Source organism: Streptomyces sp. 8L (assembly GCF_020176795.1).
Lineage (GTDB): Bacteria > Actinomycetota > Actinomycetes > Streptomycetales > Streptomycetaceae > Streptomyces.
This window is the reverse complement of record NZ_JAIUKE010000339.1, coordinates 1-14,197: the sequence shown is the minus strand read 5'-3', so window position 1 is coordinate 14,197 and position 14,197 is coordinate 1. Positions and strand designations below refer to the sequence as shown.

The window sequence follows — 14,197 nt, the reverse complement described above, 5'->3', positions numbered from 1 at the left end:
GCGGGGGCCGCTGCGGGACGGAGAGCGGGGACGACGGAGGACATGGCTGTCTCCAGTAGCGGTAGGGAGCACGGCGGCCTGGGCCGCGTACGGGCGTGCGGCGCTCGCCACACCTCGTTTCTTCCGCTACCGGCTGGATTTGACATGACCACCTGGAGGAGTGGGCATGTGGGCCGTCTGAATGAACGGATCGCCGCCACCGGGGGCGATTTTAGGGCCCCGCCGACGGGGGCACTCCGGGGCCCGGACGACCGCGTCCGCCCGTCGGGTACGGCGGGCGGACGCTCAAGCACATGGCCGGGGCCGGACCGTCAGTCGCTGCCGCCCTTGCCGGTGCCCGCGGCCTCGCCACCCACCGACTCTCCCTCGGGCACGACGAGTTCGGTCATCGCGAGGCCCGCCTCGCCGGACACAGCGGCGAGTTCCTCACCCAGCGGCTCGGGCGAGGTCACCTCGTGCTTGCCGCCCAGCTTGCCCGTGAGCAGGGACGAGACGACCGCGACGGCACAGGCGGCGATCGCGAACCAGAACGCGACGACGAGGCCCGAGTGGAACGGCCCCGAGATCAGGTTCGGGAAGAACTGCTTGTTGGTGATGGAGGCGCCGTGGTCCGGCAGCTTCGACAGCTCGGGGCCGAGCAGCTGCTGGAACGGGTTGTAGCCGAGGAACGCGGCGAACAGCACGGCGATCGGCGGAAGCTGGGAGACCCCCGACGCGACGTTCTCCGGCACGCCCTGGTGGACGAGGCCCGAGTGCATGGCGCTCGGCAGGGTGTGCGAGAGGCCCGCGATCATCAGGCTGAAGAAGACGCCGATGGACAGTACGGACGCCGAGTTCTGGAACGTGGCGCCCATGCCCGCGCCGACGCCGCGGTTGTCGGCGGGCAGCGAGTTCATGATCTCGGCGCGGTTGGGCGACGCGAACAGGCCCGACCCGAGGCCGTTGACGAACAGCAGGACCGCGAAGAGCCAGTAGTTGAAGTTGGTGGGCAGCACCATCAGCGCGACGAACCCGGCGCCGGTGACCGCGGCCCCGCCCACGGTGAACATCCGGGCGCCGACCCGGTCGGAGAGCCAGCCGGACAGCGGCGCGGAGAGCAGGAAGCCGACGGTCAGCGGGATCATGTAGATGCCGGCCCACAGGGGCGTCTTCTCGAAGCTGTAGCCGTGCAGCGGCAGCCAGATGCCCTGGAGCCACATGATCAGCATGAACTGGAGGCCACCGCGGCCGAGCGCCATCATCAGGCTGCCGATGTTGCCGGCCGTGAAGGCCCGCAGCCGGAACAGCGAGAGGTTGAACAGGGGCTGGGCGACGGTGCGCTCGATCCAGACAAAGATGCCCAAGACAACTACACCGCCGACGAGAGCGGCGATGACCATCGGGTTGCCCCAGCCCATCATGGAGGACCCGTAGGGCTGAATGCCGTACGTGATGCCCACGAGCACGGCGATCAGGCCCACGCCGAAGGTGATGTTGCCCCACCAGTCCATCCTGGCGTGCACCCGCACACCGGTGTCGTGCAGCTTGATGTAGGCCCAGACGGTGCCGAAGACACCGAACGGCACGGACACCAGGAAGATCAGCTTCCAGTCGACGGGTGCGAGGACACCGCCGAGGATGAGGCCGATGAACGAACCGGCGATGGCGGCGATCGAGTTGATGCCGAGCGCGGTGCCCCGCTGGTGCGTGGGGAACGCGTCGGTCAGGATCGCCGTCGAGTTGGCGAACAGCAGCGCTCCGCCGATGCCCTGGACGATGCGCCAGCCGATCAGCCAGAGGGCCCCGGCGCTGCCGTCGAAGTACGTCAGGGAGAGCGCGATCGAACACAGCGTGAAGACGGCGAAGCCCATGTTGTACATGCGAACCCGGCCGAACATGTCGCCCAGCCGGCCGAAGGTCACCACGAGGACCGCCGTGACCACCATGAAGCCCATCAGCATCCACAGCAGGTAGCTGGTGTTGCCGGGGTCGAGCGGATTCAGGTTGATCCCGCGGAAGATGTCAGGCAGCGCGATCAGCACGATCGACTGATTGATCATCACCATCAGCACACCGAGCGTGGTGTTCGAGAGCGCGATCCATTTGTAGCTCTCTCCGGGGCCGGTCCGCGATGGTTCCGCTGCGGTTGTTCGGCTCATGCCCACAATGCCTTACTCCTTCGCGTACGCGTGCCACCGCGCGGCGCGTGCGGACGCAGAACGTTGGTAGATGCAAGTAATCTATCTCCTTCATATGACTTCCATATGTCCTCTAGATAGCCCCGCTTGGACCCCAGTGGCCCCATCAGCCACTCATTCCCCACCCATCCGGGACGGAGCGCCCCAAACGGCAGGTGAGGGACGTCCGGACTCGTGACGCAGATCACGCCGTACTTGTGGAACGCATGTGAGAGCACGGATGCGCGACAGGGCGCGCACCCTGTCAGGGTCGGCCGTGGCCCCGGGGAGCCGTGCCCGGATGCGCCCCCGCTCAGCCCTTCAGGAAGCATGAACGTCAATGTTGTGTTGACGTTTGTATGCGCAGTGAAGCCCCGGTTCCGCCGTCCGTACCGTTCTCCGTTCTCGACCGCTCCCGTACGCGCGAGGGGCAGGACGCCGGGCAGTCGCTGCGGGACACGGTGGATTTCGCGCGGCGGGCCGAGTCGCTCGGCTACCACCGGTTCTGGGTGTCCGAGCACCACAGCGTGCCGGGCGTCGCCGGCTCGGCCCCGACCGTCCTCGCGGCGGCGGTGGCCGCGGCGACGTCCACGATCCGGGTCGGTACCGGCGGTGTGATGCTGCCGAACCACCGGCCGATGGTGGTCGCCGAGCAGTTCGGTGTGCTGGAGTCCCTCTTTCCCGGCCGCGTCGACATGGGCCTCGGCCGGTCGGTCGGATTCACCGACGGCATCCGCAAGGCGCTGGGGCAGGGCAAGGAGGCCGCCGACGAATTCCCCGCCCAACTGGACGAGCTGCTGGGCTGGTTGAGCGGCGAGCAGACCGGCTATCCGCAGGTGCACGCCCGGCCGGCCGAGGGCCTGCGCATCCCCGCCTTCGTCCTCGCCACCGGCCGGGGCGCGGCCGTCGCGGCACGTGCCGGGCTGCCGCTGGTGATCGCGGCGGTACGGGGCGAGGAGGCCATGCTGCGCGCCGTCGACGACTACCGTGCGCGGTTCCGGCCCTCGGCGTGGGGCGAGCGGCCCCGGGTGGTCCTCTCGGGCACGGTCGCGATCGCGGCCACCACCGAGGAGGCGCGGCGCATCCTGGTGCCGGAGGCGTGGTCGACGGCGTACTCCCGTACACGCGGGGAGTTTCCGCCCCTCCGGCCCGCCGGCGCCGTGCCCACCGCCTCCATGACGGCGCGCGAGCGGGTCCTGTTCGACGAGGCCATGAGCGGCCACCTCTACGGCACGGCCGAGGAGGTCGGCCTCGCGCTCGAAGGACTGCTGAAGCGCAGCGGCGCCGACGAGTTCCTCGTCACCACCAGTACGTACGACCGCACGGCGCTGTACGACTCCTACCGGCGCCTGGCCCGGCTCCGGGGCCTGGCCGGCTGATACCGGCTCCGGCGCCCGGCACGGCTCCGGCGTGTTCCGGCCCTGCTGATACCGCTCGGGCCGGAACACGCGTGGGCCCCCGGAGGCTCACGCGTCCGGGGGCCCTGAAGCGGCTGGCGGTCCGCAGTGGGACCGGTGCGGGAGACGACCGTCAGTACTGGGTACCGCCGGTGCTGGTGGTCGCGGTGGAGCTGCCGGTCGGGCTGGCGCTGCTCTTGGGCGCCTTCGCCGTGACGGGGGCGCCCTTCGGGCCCACGACGAACCACTTGGCGCCGAAGGCGTTCACGCCCTGGCCGCCCGTCTGGCCGGGCTGCTTGTCCAGCGCGAAGTAGTACAGCGGGTGCTTGTTGTAGGTGGCCTGCAGCGTGCCGTCGCTGCGCTTGGTGGTGCCCAGCAGGGAGGCCTGGACCATGCCGCCGGTCGGGGACGGCGACGCGGAGACCGACGGGGAGGGGCTCGGCGAGGCCGAGCCGGTGACGGACGCGCTCACGGACGGCGACGCCGAGCTGCTCCCGGTGCCGGCCTGGGGCTTCGCCGTGACGATGGCCGGCGGCCACGCCTGGGCGCACGCGCCCGTGCAGGTGGACTTGTCGGTGGTGTCCTTTTCGAACACGTAAAGGGTGTGGCCCTTGCTGTCGACGAGGATCTCGCCGAGGCCCGGCACGTTGCTCGTCATGATCTTCGCTGCCGCGTCCTTCATGCCCGGGGACATGCTGGACGACGGTGACGCGGTCGCCTCCTGCTCGGCCGCCGCCTTCACATGCGCGCCCGTGTCCCCTTTGTGGTGCGAGGACGAGCCGCTGTTCGAACAGGCGGTCGCCGTCGTCGCGAAGAGAGCGGCTGCCACCACGGCGGCCGCCCTCACAGCGGTGTTCTTCATCCGGACTCCTTCGGAAGCCGCCAGGTAGGCGGGCACGGCTCACCCGAGTGGGGCCGCATGACCTCCAGTGGAAGTCATGACCGCCGAAGGAGCGAAGCGAACAGGGCCGTCCGGTGCCCCGAACCCCCCGATAGGAGGTATCGGGGCCCGCTGTCCCCGGGCCTTCCCACCCGTCGCAGGCGCCGCGGGCCCGCTGCTCCGAACGGGCGGTTTCCGTGCCGAGAGCCCGCCTGGAGGGAGTCGCGGGACGCCACCGCCTCGGCGCCGGAGCACGGGTCCGCGTCAGCGGGTGGCCTTGCGGTTCGCGCGGAGCCACTCCCTGTTCATCGAGGTGATGGAAACCAGCGGGATGCCCTTCGGGCAGGCCGTCGCGCACTCCCCGGTCAGCGTGCAGCCGCCGAAGCCCTCGCCGTCCATCTGCGTGACCATGTCGAGGACGCGCGTCTCGCGCTCGGGGGCGCCCTGCGGCAGCACGTTCAGATGGTTGATCTTGGCGGAGGTGAAGAGCATCGCAGAGCCGTTGGGGCAGGCCGCCACGCAGGCGCCGCAGCCGATGCACTCGGCGTGCTCGAAGGCGGAGTCCGCGTCGGCCTTCGGCACCGGGGTGGAGTGCGCCTCGGGGGCGGCGCCGGTCGGCACGGTGATGTACCCGCCGGAGCCGATGATCCGGTCGAACGCGGAGCGGTCCACGACGAGGTCCTTGACGACGGGGAACGCGCCCGCGCGCCAGGGCTCGACGTCGATGGTGTCGCCGTCCTTGAAGTGCCTCATGTGCAGCTGGCAGGTGGTGGTGCGCTCCGGGCCGTGGGCGTCGCCGTTGATGACGACACCGCAGGCGCCGCAGATGCCCTCGCGGCAGTCGTGGTCGAAAGCGACGGGCGTGTCGCCCTCGAGGATCAGCTTCTCGTTGAGGGAGTCGAGCATTTCGAGGAAGGACATGTCCTCGGTGATGCCGTCGATCTCGTAGGTGGCCATGTTGCCGTCGGCGTCGGCGTTCGCCTGCCGCCAGACGCGCAGGGTGAGCCTCATGCGTAGCTCCGCTGGGTGGGGTGGACGTACTCGAAGACGAGGTCTTCCTTGTGCAGGACGGGCGCCTCGCCGGTGCCCGCGAACTCCCAGGCCGCCGCGTAGGAGAACTCCTCGTCCTTGCGGGCGGCCTCGCCGCCCTCGGTCTGCGACTCCTCGCGGAAGTGGCCGCCGCAGGACTCCGTGCGGTGCAGCGCGTCCAGGCAGACCAGCTCGGCGAGTTCGAGGTAGTCGACGACGCGGTTGGCCTTCTCCAGGGCCTGGTTGAGCTCCTCGCCGGTGCCGGGGACCTTGACGCGGCGCCAGAACTCCTCGCGGATCTGCGGGATGCGGTCGAGCGCCTTGCGCAGGCCCTCGTCGGTGCGGGCCATTCCGCACTGGTCCCACAGGAGTTCACCGATCTCCTTGTGGAAGGAGTCGGGCGTGCGGTCGCCGTCCACGGCCAGCAGCAGCCGCAGCCGGTCCTCGGTCGCGGCGACGGTCTCGGCGACCTCGGGGTGGTCCTCGTCCAGGGCGGCCAGGCCCGGGTTGCGGGCGAGGTAGTCGTTGAGCGAGGGCGGCAGTACGAAGTAGCCGTCCGCGAGGCCCTGCATCAGCGCGGAGGCGCCGAGCCGGTTGGCACCGTGGTCGGAGAAGTTGGCCTCGCCGATCGCGAACAGGCCGGGGATGGTGGTCTGGAGGTCGTAGTCGACCCAGAGCCCGCCCATCGTGTAGTGGATCGCGGGGTAGATCCGCATCGGGACCTCGTACGGGTTCTCCGCGGTGATCCGCTCGTACATCTCGAAGAGGTTGCCGTACTTCTCCTCCACGGCCCGGCGGCCGAGGCGCGCGATGGCGTCGGCGAAGTCGAGGTAGACCCCCTGGCCGCCGGGGCCGACGCCGCGGCCCTCGTCGCACACGTTCTTCGCCGCGCGGGAGGCGATGTCGCGGGGCACCAGGTTGCCGAACGACGGGTAGACGCGCTCCAGGTAGTAGTCGCGCTCGTCCTCGGGGATCTGGTTCGGCGGGCGGTCGTCGCCGGCCTGCTTCGGGACCCAGATGCGGCCGTCGTTGCGGAGCGACTCGCTCATCAGCGTCAGCTTCGACTGGTGGTCGCCGGAGCGCGGGATGCAGGTGGGGTGGATCTGGGTGAAGCAGGGGTTCGCGAAGTAGGCGCCGCGCCTGTGGGCCCGCCAGATCGCGGTGGCGTTGCTGTTCTTCGCGTTGGTCGACAGGTAGAAGACGTTGCCGTAGCCGCCGGAGGCGAGGACGACGGCGTCCGCGAAGTACGTGGAGACGGAGCCGGTGACCAGGTCGCGGGCGACGATGCCGCGGGCGCGGCCGTCGACCACGATCAGGTCGAGCATCTCGGTGCGCGGGTGCATCTCGACGGTGCCCGCGGCGATCTGCCGGGAGAGCGCCTGGTAGGCGCCGAGGAGCAGTTGCTGCCCCGTCTGGCCACGGGCGTAGAACGTGCGCGAGACCTGGACGCCGCCGAAGGAGCGGGTGTCGAGGAGGCCGCCGTACTCGCGGGCGAACGGCACACCCTGCGCCACGCACTGGTCGATGATCTCGACGGAGACCTCGGCGAGGCGGTGCACGTTGGACTCGCGGGAGCGGAAGTCGCCGCCCTTGACGGTGTCGTAGAACAGCCGGTGGATCGAGTCGCCGTCGTTGCGGTAGTTCTTCGCGGCGTTGATGCCGCCCTGTGCGGCGATGGAGTGGGCGCGGCGCGGTGAGTCCTGGTAGCAGAACTGGACGACGTGGTAACCCTGTTCGGCCAGGGTCGCCCCGGCGGCGCCGCCCGCGAGGCCGGTGCCGACCACGATGACGGTGTGCTTGCGGCGGTTCGCGGGGTTGACCAGCTTGGCCTCGAAGCGGCGGCGGCTCCAGCGGTCCTCGACGGGCCCGTCAGGGGCCTTGGTGTCACGGACCGGCTCGCCTGTGGTGTATCGGGGGTATTCGTTCATGTCAGCTCACCAGTCCGGTCATGACGGCGACGGGTACGGCGACGAATCCCGCGGTCAGCAGGACCGCCAGGACGTTCGCCAGGCTCTTGAAGGCGCGGTCGCGGGTGGCGCTGCCCGCGCCGAGGGTCTGCGCGGCGCTCCAGAAGCCGTGCTGGATGTGGAGTCCCAGCGCGAGCATCGCGACGATGTAGATGACGTCGTTCCACCACTCGTGGAAGGCGGCGACGACGTTGGCGTAGGGGTGGCCCGGCACGAAGCCCGGCTGCACGGTGCCGGTGGTCAGGTCGAGGATGTGCCAGACGATGAACAGGCCGAGGATCACCCCGCCCCAGCGCATCGTGCGGGTGGCATAGCTGGTGCGCGCCTTCTTGTGCACGTACTTGGTGGGGCGCGCGGCGAGGTCGCGGCGGCTGAGCTGGTACGCGGTGACGGCGTGCGCGACGACCGCGGCGGCCATCACGACGCGGACGATCCACAGGAACCACGAGTAGTGGAAGAACGGTTCGCCGACGACGCGGAGCCAGTGGGCGTAGTCGTCGAAGGTGCCGGGCCCGAAGAAGATCTTGAGGTTCCCGTACATGTGGACCACGAGGTAGCCGAGCATCAGCAGCCCGCTGACGGCCATCACCGTCTTCTTGCCGATCGTGGAGTCCCAGACGGATTTGGGCAGGGACGGCCGTTTGTCAGTCCGCGTAGCCAGAGCCATGTACCTGACCGTAGGGCGGGGGCACCTCAGAGGTCCAAGACATGGATTGGCTCATCTCCATAGCCTGTCCCTATCATGACATCGTGCAGTTCCATCAGCTTCACTACTTCGTCGCGGTCGCCGAGACCCGTCACTTCACGCGTGCCGCGGAGCGGGTCCACGTCTCCCAGCCGTCGCTCTCCCAGCAGATCCGGGCGCTGGAGAACGAACTGGGCGCAGAACTGTTCAGCCGGGCGCGCGGCAATGTGGCGCTCACCGAGGCCGGGGAGTCACTGCTGCCGCTGGCCCGGCGCATCCTCGCGGACGCGGAAACCGCGCGGCACGAGGTGCAGGAGCTGGCACAGCTGCGCCGGGGCCGGATCAGGCTGGGCGCCACACCGAGCCTGTGCACGGGCCTGCTGCCCGAGGTCCTGCGCTCCTTCCACTCCCTGCATCCGGGGATCGAGCTCCTGATCGAGGAGAGCGGGTCCCGTGACCTGGTGCGGGAGCTGGCGCGCGGCGGCCTCGACCTGGCGCTGGTGGCACTGCCGCTGCCGAGCCCCTCCCCCGCGCTCACGACGGTCGAGCTGCTCCAGGAGGATCTGGTGGTGGTGTCGTGGGGGGGGGGGGCCCCCCCCCCCCGCCCGCGGGGGGGGCGGGGCGGGCGGGGGGGGCGCGCGGGGGGCCCCCCCCGCGGGGGGGGGGGGGGGGGGCCCCCCCGCGGCGCCCCCCCCCCGCGGCCGGCCGGTGCGGATCTCGGACCTCCAGGGCGAGCCGCTCGTGATGTTCCGGCACGGCTACGACCTGCGGGAGCTGACGGTCGCGGCGTGCCACGCGGAGGGGTTCGAGCCGTCGTTCACCGTGGAGGGCGGCGAGATGGACGCGGTGCTCGGCTTCGTACGGGCGGGGCTCGGCGTGGCGGTCGTGCCCAGTATGGTCGCGGAGCGCGCGGGCCACGACCTGCGCGTCACGGAACTCGCGCCGCCGGGGCTGCGCCGGAAGATCGCACTGGCACACCGCAGCGACGTGGCACCGCCGCGCGCCGCGCGCGAGCTGCAACGGCTGCTGCTCGCGACGCGACTCCCCCCGGCTCCCGGCCGAGCCTGACCCGGCACTTCTCCGCACGGACTCCGCACGGGGCACTGCTCGTGCACGCCTGTCCGTCCGCGCGTCCGTCCGTACGGGCTTTTTCGTACGGGCTCCGCGGCTCGGCGCCCCCGGCACGGGCGGCCGGACGCAACGGCGGGTCCTCGACCGGGGCGCAGCGGGGTGACCGCCGACCCGGCCATGCTGTCTACTACAGCCCTGTCCGCGACGGACTCCCCCGCAACGGACTGTGCTGCCAGGAGGTCTGGAAATGGGCGAGCTGTTCCCGCCGATCGAGCCGTACGACAACGGCATGCTCGACGTCGGCGACGGCAACCTCGTGTACTGGGAGGTCTGCGGCAATCCGGACGGCAAACCCGCGCTCGTCGTCCACGGCGGGCCGGGATCGGGCTGCGGCCCCGGGGCGAGGCGGTACTTCGACCCGGACCGGTACCGGGTCGTCCTCTTCGACCAGCGCGGCTGCGGACGCAGCACTCCCCACGCGAGCGACCCGGCCACCGACATGCGGCACAACACCACCCGGCACCTGACGGCCGACATGGAAAGGCTGCGCGAGCACCTGGGGATCGACCGCTGGCTGCTGTACGGCGGCTCGTGGGGCTCCACGCTGATCCTGGCCTATGCCGAGACGCACCCCGAGCGGGTGTCGGAGATCGTCATCTCCGCGGTCACCACCACCCGGCGCTCCGAGACCGAGTGGCTCTACCGGGGCGTCGGCCGGTTCTTCCCCGAGCAATGGGAGCGCTTCCTGGCGGGAGCTCCCGGCACTCCCCGGGACGGGGACATCGTCGCGGCCTACGCGCGACTCGCGGAACACCCGGACGCCGCGGTCCGGGAGAGGGCGACCGCCGACTGGTGCGCCTGGGAGGACGCGGTCCTGTCCGGTGAGACGAAGGGCCCCTCCCGCCCGTACGGCGACCGCCCGCCGGCCGCGCGGCTCGCCCTGGTGCGCATCTGCTCGCACTACTTCTCCCACGGCGCGTGGCTGGAGGAGGGCGCGCTGCTGCGCGACGCCCACCGCCTGGCCCAAATCCCCGGCGTACTGGTCCACGGCAGGCTCGACATGGGCGGTCCGCTCGACACCGCCTGGGAACTCGCGCACGCGTGGCCCGGCGCCGAGCTGATCGTGGTCGACGACGCGGGCCATCTCGGCGGCGCCGCGACACGCGGCCATGTGCTCGAAGCCCTCGACCGGTTCGCCGCCCGGTCGTGAGCCCGCCCCCGGCGCACGGCCGGCCGCGGGAGCGGCGGACGGGTGGGCCGCTGATCCCCTCGGGCCCATCGTGGTGGCGCGGTGTCACCACCGCGGACGCGGGAGGGTGGTGCTACACCGCGTCGACCAGCGACAGGTCGTGCAGCCGGTCGGGCGGGCCCGGCCTCGCGTAGTACCAGCCCTGGGCGGTGTCGCAGCCGAGGCGTCGCAGGTGGTCGGCCTGCGCGCCCGTCTCCACACCCTCCACGGTCACCGTCAGGTCCAGGCTGTGGGCGAGCGAGACGATCCCCTCCACGATCTTGAGGTCGACCGGGTCCGCCGGATGCTGCTGCATACCCTGCGTGAATGAACGATCCAGCTTGAGCACGCCGACCGGCAGCCGGCGCAGGTTGGCGAGGTTGGAGTAGCCCGTGCCGAAGTCGTCCAGCGCGATGTGGACGCCCATCTCGGCGAGCTGGCGCAGGGGCTTGAGCAGGTCCTCGTCGGCACCGATCAGCGCCGACTCGGTCACCTCCAGGCACAGCGCGCCCGGCGGCAGCCCCACCCGGTCCAGCACGTCGACGGTGTCGGAGACCAGGCCCGGGTGGTGCAGCTGCGCGGGCGAGAGGTTCACGTTGACGCGCAGCGGGCGGTCCCGCTCTCCTGGAGGCCGCTCGTCGAGCCACCGCTTCGCCTGGCGGGCGGACTGTTCGAGCACCCAGCGGCCGAGGGGGACGATCAGGCCCGTGCGCTCCGCGAGCGCGATGAACCGGTCGGGGCCGAGCACGCCGTGCTGCGGATGCGCCCAGCGCACCAGCGCCTCCGCGCCGTGCACCGCGGCGTCGCCGAGGTTCACGAGCGGCTGGTACTCGATGAAGAACTCGCCGCGCTCCAGCGCCGCGGGCAGCGCGGTGGTCAGCCCATGCCGGGTGATCGCCCGCTCGTCCGACTCCGGGTCGGCCGTCTCGTAGCGGTTGCCGCCCGCGGCCTTAGCCCGGTACATGGTGATGTCGGCGCTGCGCAGGACCTCGGCGGCGCTGCGCTCGGCGGCCTCGCCCTCCACGATGCCGATGCTGCCGCGCACCGTGAACTCCCGCCCGTCCAGGCGGATCGGGGTGCCGAGGACGCCGAGCATGCGGGAGGCCAGGTCGGCCGCCTCGGTCCTCGTGTCGGGGCCGGTGGTCAGCGCCACGAACTCGTCCCCGCCCAGGCGCGCGACCATCTCGCCGGGTGCGGTGGCGCAGCTCTGCAACCGGTCCGCGACCTCCACGAGCAGCCGGTCGCCGGACGAGTGCCCCAGGCTGTCGTTGATGGCCTTGAAGCCGTCGAGATCGAGGTAGCACAGGCCGAAGCGGGCGCCGTCACCGGCCGCGAGGGTCTTGTCGAGGCGCTCGAAGAACAGCGTCCTGTTGGGCAGGCCGGTGAGCGCGTCGTGCGTCGCCTCGTACCGCAGCCGCAGGTTGAGCAGCCGGCGCTCGGTGGTGTCCTCCATCAGCGCGAGCTGGTACTGCGGCGCGCCCTCCGCGTCCCGCAGCAGGGAGACGGTCAGGTTGGTCCACAGCACGGTGCCGTCGCCCCGGTAGAAGGGCTTCTCGATGGAGAAGTGCTCGCGCTCGCCGCGCACCAGTTCGCCGTGCATCCGCCAGACCTGCGGCTTGTCCTCGGGGTGGACCCACTCGTTCACATTGCGGCTGCGCACATGGTGCTCAAGGCCGCCGAACATCTTGGTGAGGGTGTCGTTGACCTCGAGGACCGTGCCGTCGAGCCCCGCGATGCAGATCCCGATGGCCGCGCCCTCGAAGACCGCGAGGAAGCGGGCCTCGGTGGCACGCAGCGCCTCCTCGGCGTCGGAGCGCGCGCTGAGCGCCGAGCGGGCGATGGCCTCCTGCTCGTCGAGCGTGCGCTCGCGCAGGGCCTGCGCGAAGCCGCCGGCCAGCGCGTGCTGGAGCCGGGCGCAGCGGGCCCGGTTCTCGTCGCCCGCGAACTCCTCGGTGCCGCAGTAGAGCACGAGGTAGGACTCGATGACGCCGAGGGTGCGGGCGAGCGTCTCCGGGTCGGTGCAGTGCGCGGCCACGAGCGCCGCGCCGACCCGCGCGGCGGGCGCCGTGTCGAACGGGCGGGCGCGCAGGGCCTCGTTGAGCTGACGGGCCAGCGGCAGCAGGTGCTGCTCGAACTCGGAACGTGTCAGCGAGGTCGCGGACGACGGGAAGACGGCGCGGCTCCAGATGGTCGCGAACCTGCGGAGTCTGTCCTCGAAGGCGTCCTGGTCGTCGTGGGTGCCCGACGTGGGCGGGGGGACGCTCACGCCTTGCGCCCCACCCCGACGAGACCCGAGGAGGCGTACGGGTCCGCCTGTTCTGGCGGGATCTCCGGACGCCAGTGCGCCATGGTGACGAGACCGGGTTCGACGAGTTCGAAGCCGTCGAAGAAGCGGGCGGTCTCCTCGCGCGAACGCAGCACGATGGGGCTGCGGGTGTCCCGGTAGACGTCGGCGGCGCTCCGGGTCCGCTCGCGGGGCACGGGGAGGCCGTCGTATCCGGCGTGCGAGAGGATCAGCAGGCTGCCGGGCGCGAGGGCGTCGCGCAGTGCGGCGACGGCCCGGTGCGGCTCGTCGCTGTCCTGGATGAAGTGCAGGACGGCGACCAGCAGCAGCGCCACCGGCCGCCCGAGGTCGAGGAGTTCGGTGACCTGGGGGGCGGAGAGGATCTCGGCGGGCGTGCGGAGGTCCGCGGTGACGACGTCCGCGCCCGGTACGCCCTCCAGTACCGCCCTGCTGTGCGTGACCGCGACCGGGTCGTGGTCGACGTAGATCACACGTGCGTCGGAAGCGGCCTCACGTGCCACTTCGTGCACATTCCCGTAGGTGGGAATTCCTGAACCGACGTCCAGGAACTGTCTGACGCCCTCGGCCAGTGCGTATTTCACGGCCCGTCGCATGAATGCGCGGTTGGCTTTCATGATCGCCGGCAGCCCCGGCATGAACTCCATCGCCTTGCGCGCGGCGTGCCTGTCGACCTCGAAATTGTGCGAACCGCCCAGGTAGTAGTCGTACATGCGGGAAACGCTCGGCACCGATATGTCGATGCCCTGCGGGGCCCACGCGGGACGTTCCATCGAGGTCTCCAACGAGTGTCGCCACAAGTCACGGCCGGGTGCCCGGCCGGGTGTTCGAGCGAGGCTACTGACCGGAGCCCGGGAGAGCGAGCCCGGACGGACACGGGTGCCCGCTTCTCGGCTGCACACCTCCGGCACGCGCCCTCCCCCTGTCTGGCCAGTAGCTGTCGGTGGTCCGGTCATGACCGTACGCGTCCGCGAACGTACCGCCCCGCCCTCTTCCCCCCGCGGGACCGCTACTTCGCCGTCTGCTCCGTTAACTCACGGAGCATACAAGCGCGTTGCCCGGATCGCCGGATCGGGTGGTCCGCGGAAACCGCGATACACCGAATCCGGGTCCGCCAAATCCCCCTATCCGGGGGAATCCTGACGCCTTTCGGCGTGGCAGCGCGATTCGCGGTCCAAGCTCTCCGCCGTGCACACAACCCACGCGGGGCGGCTGCTGGCGGCCTGCGCCCTCGTCTGCCTGTCCGCCGCCGGGCTGTCCGGACTGTCCACGCCCGCCGCCGCGGACAGCTGCGCCTACGCCTCGGTCGGTCCCGACGGCGTCTGGGCGGTCGCGGTGTCCGGCGGCCACGAACACGGCCACAGCTGGGGCCACGGTCACGGCTGGGGCTACGGTCACGGCTGGGGCCATGGCCACGGTCACGGCTGGGGCTACTGGCCCTGCCCGCCGTGCCCGCCCGAACCGCCGACGCCCCCGCCGACC

9 protein-coding genes and 2 pseudogenes are annotated in these 14,197 nt (G+C 71.2%); 4 read left to right on the top strand and 7 right to left on the bottom strand.

Going from position 1 to position 14,197, the window contains the following annotated elements:
* Nucleotides 1-311: 311 nt before the first annotated feature.
* Nucleotides 312-2,138: an MFS transporter gene (locus LCE31_RS25525; protein ID WP_225018037.1), complete on the bottom strand. Its 1,827-nt coding sequence runs from the start codon at nucleotides 2,136-2,138 to the stop codon at nucleotides 312-314.
* A 377-nt stretch (nucleotides 2,139-2,515) separates the two neighbouring features.
* On the opposite strand from LCE31_RS25525, the gene LCE31_RS25520 reads away from it, so the two are divergent.
* Complete coding sequence (locus LCE31_RS25520; protein WP_225018035.1) at nucleotides 2,516-3,535, top strand: MsnO8 family LLM class oxidoreductase; 1,020 nt, start codon at nucleotides 2,516-2,518, stop codon at nucleotides 3,533-3,535.
* A 151-nt stretch (nucleotides 3,536-3,686) separates the two neighbouring features.
* Here LCE31_RS25520 and LCE31_RS25515 read toward each other — a convergent pair whose 3' ends face one another.
* The 4 genes from LCE31_RS25515 to LCE31_RS25500 form a co-directional block, all read right to left on the bottom strand.
* Nucleotides 3,687-4,415 (bottom strand): COG4315 family predicted lipoprotein, encoded by a 729-nt coding sequence (locus tag LCE31_RS25515; protein ID WP_225018034.1) that lies wholly within the window; start codon nucleotides 4,413-4,415, stop codon nucleotides 3,687-3,689.
* A 282-nt stretch (nucleotides 4,416-4,697) separates the two neighbouring features.
* Nucleotides 4,698-5,444 carry a succinate dehydrogenase/fumarate reductase iron-sulfur subunit gene (locus tag LCE31_RS25510; RefSeq protein WP_225018032.1) on the bottom strand — a complete coding sequence of 249 codons (747 nt, stop codon included), beginning with the start codon at nucleotides 5,442-5,444 and terminating at the stop codon, nucleotides 4,698-4,700.
* Nucleotides 5,441-7,390, bottom strand: coding sequence for a fumarate reductase/succinate dehydrogenase flavoprotein subunit (locus tag LCE31_RS25505; protein WP_225018030.1), 1,950 nt, complete (start codon nucleotides 7,388-7,390; stop codon nucleotides 5,441-5,443). The genes LCE31_RS25510 and LCE31_RS25505 overlap by 4 nt, the downstream gene beginning before the upstream one ends.
* A 1-nt stretch (nucleotide 7,391) precedes the next feature.
* Nucleotides 7,392-8,096 carry a succinate dehydrogenase cytochrome b subunit gene (locus LCE31_RS25500; protein WP_225018028.1) on the bottom strand — a complete coding sequence of 235 codons (705 nt, stop codon included), beginning with the start codon at nucleotides 8,094-8,096 and terminating at the stop codon, nucleotides 7,392-7,394.
* 83 nt (nucleotides 8,097-8,179) lie between these two features.
* Here LCE31_RS25500 and LCE31_RS25495 point away from each other — a divergent pair.
* Together LCE31_RS25495 and pip are read left to right on the top strand one after the other, a co-directional pair.
* Nucleotides 8,180-9,182: pseudogene (locus tag LCE31_RS25495) on the top strand (LysR family transcriptional regulator).
* Nucleotides 9,183-9,432: 250 nt separating this feature from the next.
* A complete protein-coding gene (pip, locus tag LCE31_RS25490; RefSeq protein WP_225018026.1) occupies nucleotides 9,433-10,395 on the top strand; it encodes a prolyl aminopeptidase in 963 nt (320 codons plus the stop codon).
* Between the two features lie 112 nt (nucleotides 10,396-10,507).
* Here the strand turns inward: pip and LCE31_RS25485 are convergent, their stop codons facing one another.
* Both LCE31_RS25485 and LCE31_RS25480 read right to left on the bottom strand, forming a co-directional pair.
* A complete protein-coding gene (locus tag LCE31_RS25485) occupies nucleotides 10,508-12,679 on the bottom strand; it encodes a putative bifunctional diguanylate cyclase/phosphodiesterase (RefSeq protein WP_225018024.1) in 2,172 nt (723 codons plus the stop codon).
* A complete protein-coding gene (locus LCE31_RS25480; protein WP_225018022.1) occupies nucleotides 12,676-13,488 on the bottom strand; it encodes an SAM-dependent methyltransferase in 813 nt (270 codons plus the stop codon). The genes LCE31_RS25485 and LCE31_RS25480 overlap by 4 nt, the downstream gene beginning before the upstream one ends.
* Before the next feature lie 415 nt (nucleotides 13,489-13,903).
* Here LCE31_RS25480 and LCE31_RS25475 point away from each other — a divergent pair.
* A pseudogene (locus tag LCE31_RS25475) lies at nucleotides 13,904-14,197 on the top strand (hypothetical protein); the annotation flags it as partial.

Bases quoted from the DNA above. Each gene is read 5' to 3' on its own strand.
- LCE31_RS25525 (WP_225018037.1), bottom strand. From the start codon at position 2,138: ATGAGCCGAACAACCGCAGCGGAACCATCGCGGACCGGCCCCGGAGAG.
- LCE31_RS25520 (WP_225018035.1), top strand. From the start codon at position 2,516: ATGCGCAGTGAAGCCCCGGTTCCGCCGTCCGTACCGTTCTCCGTTCTC.
- LCE31_RS25515 (WP_225018034.1), bottom strand. From the start codon at position 4,415: ATGAAGAACACCGCTGTGAGGGCGGCCGCCGTGGTGGCAGCCGCTCTC.
- LCE31_RS25510 (WP_225018032.1), bottom strand. From the start codon at position 5,444: ATGAGGCTCACCCTGCGCGTCTGGCGGCAGGCGAACGCCGACGCCGAC.
- LCE31_RS25505 (WP_225018030.1), bottom strand. From the start codon at position 7,390: ATGAACGAATACCCCCGATACACCACAGGCGAGCCGGTCCGTGACACC.
- LCE31_RS25500 (WP_225018028.1), bottom strand. From the start codon at position 8,096: ATGGCTCTGGCTACGCGGACTGACAAACGGCCGTCCCTGCCCAAATCC.
- pip (WP_225018026.1), top strand. From the start codon at position 9,433: ATGGGCGAGCTGTTCCCGCCGATCGAGCCGTACGACAACGGCATGCTC.
- LCE31_RS25480 (WP_225018022.1), bottom strand. From the start codon at position 13,488: ATGGAACGTCCCGCGTGGGCCCCGCAGGGCATCGACATATCGGTGCCG.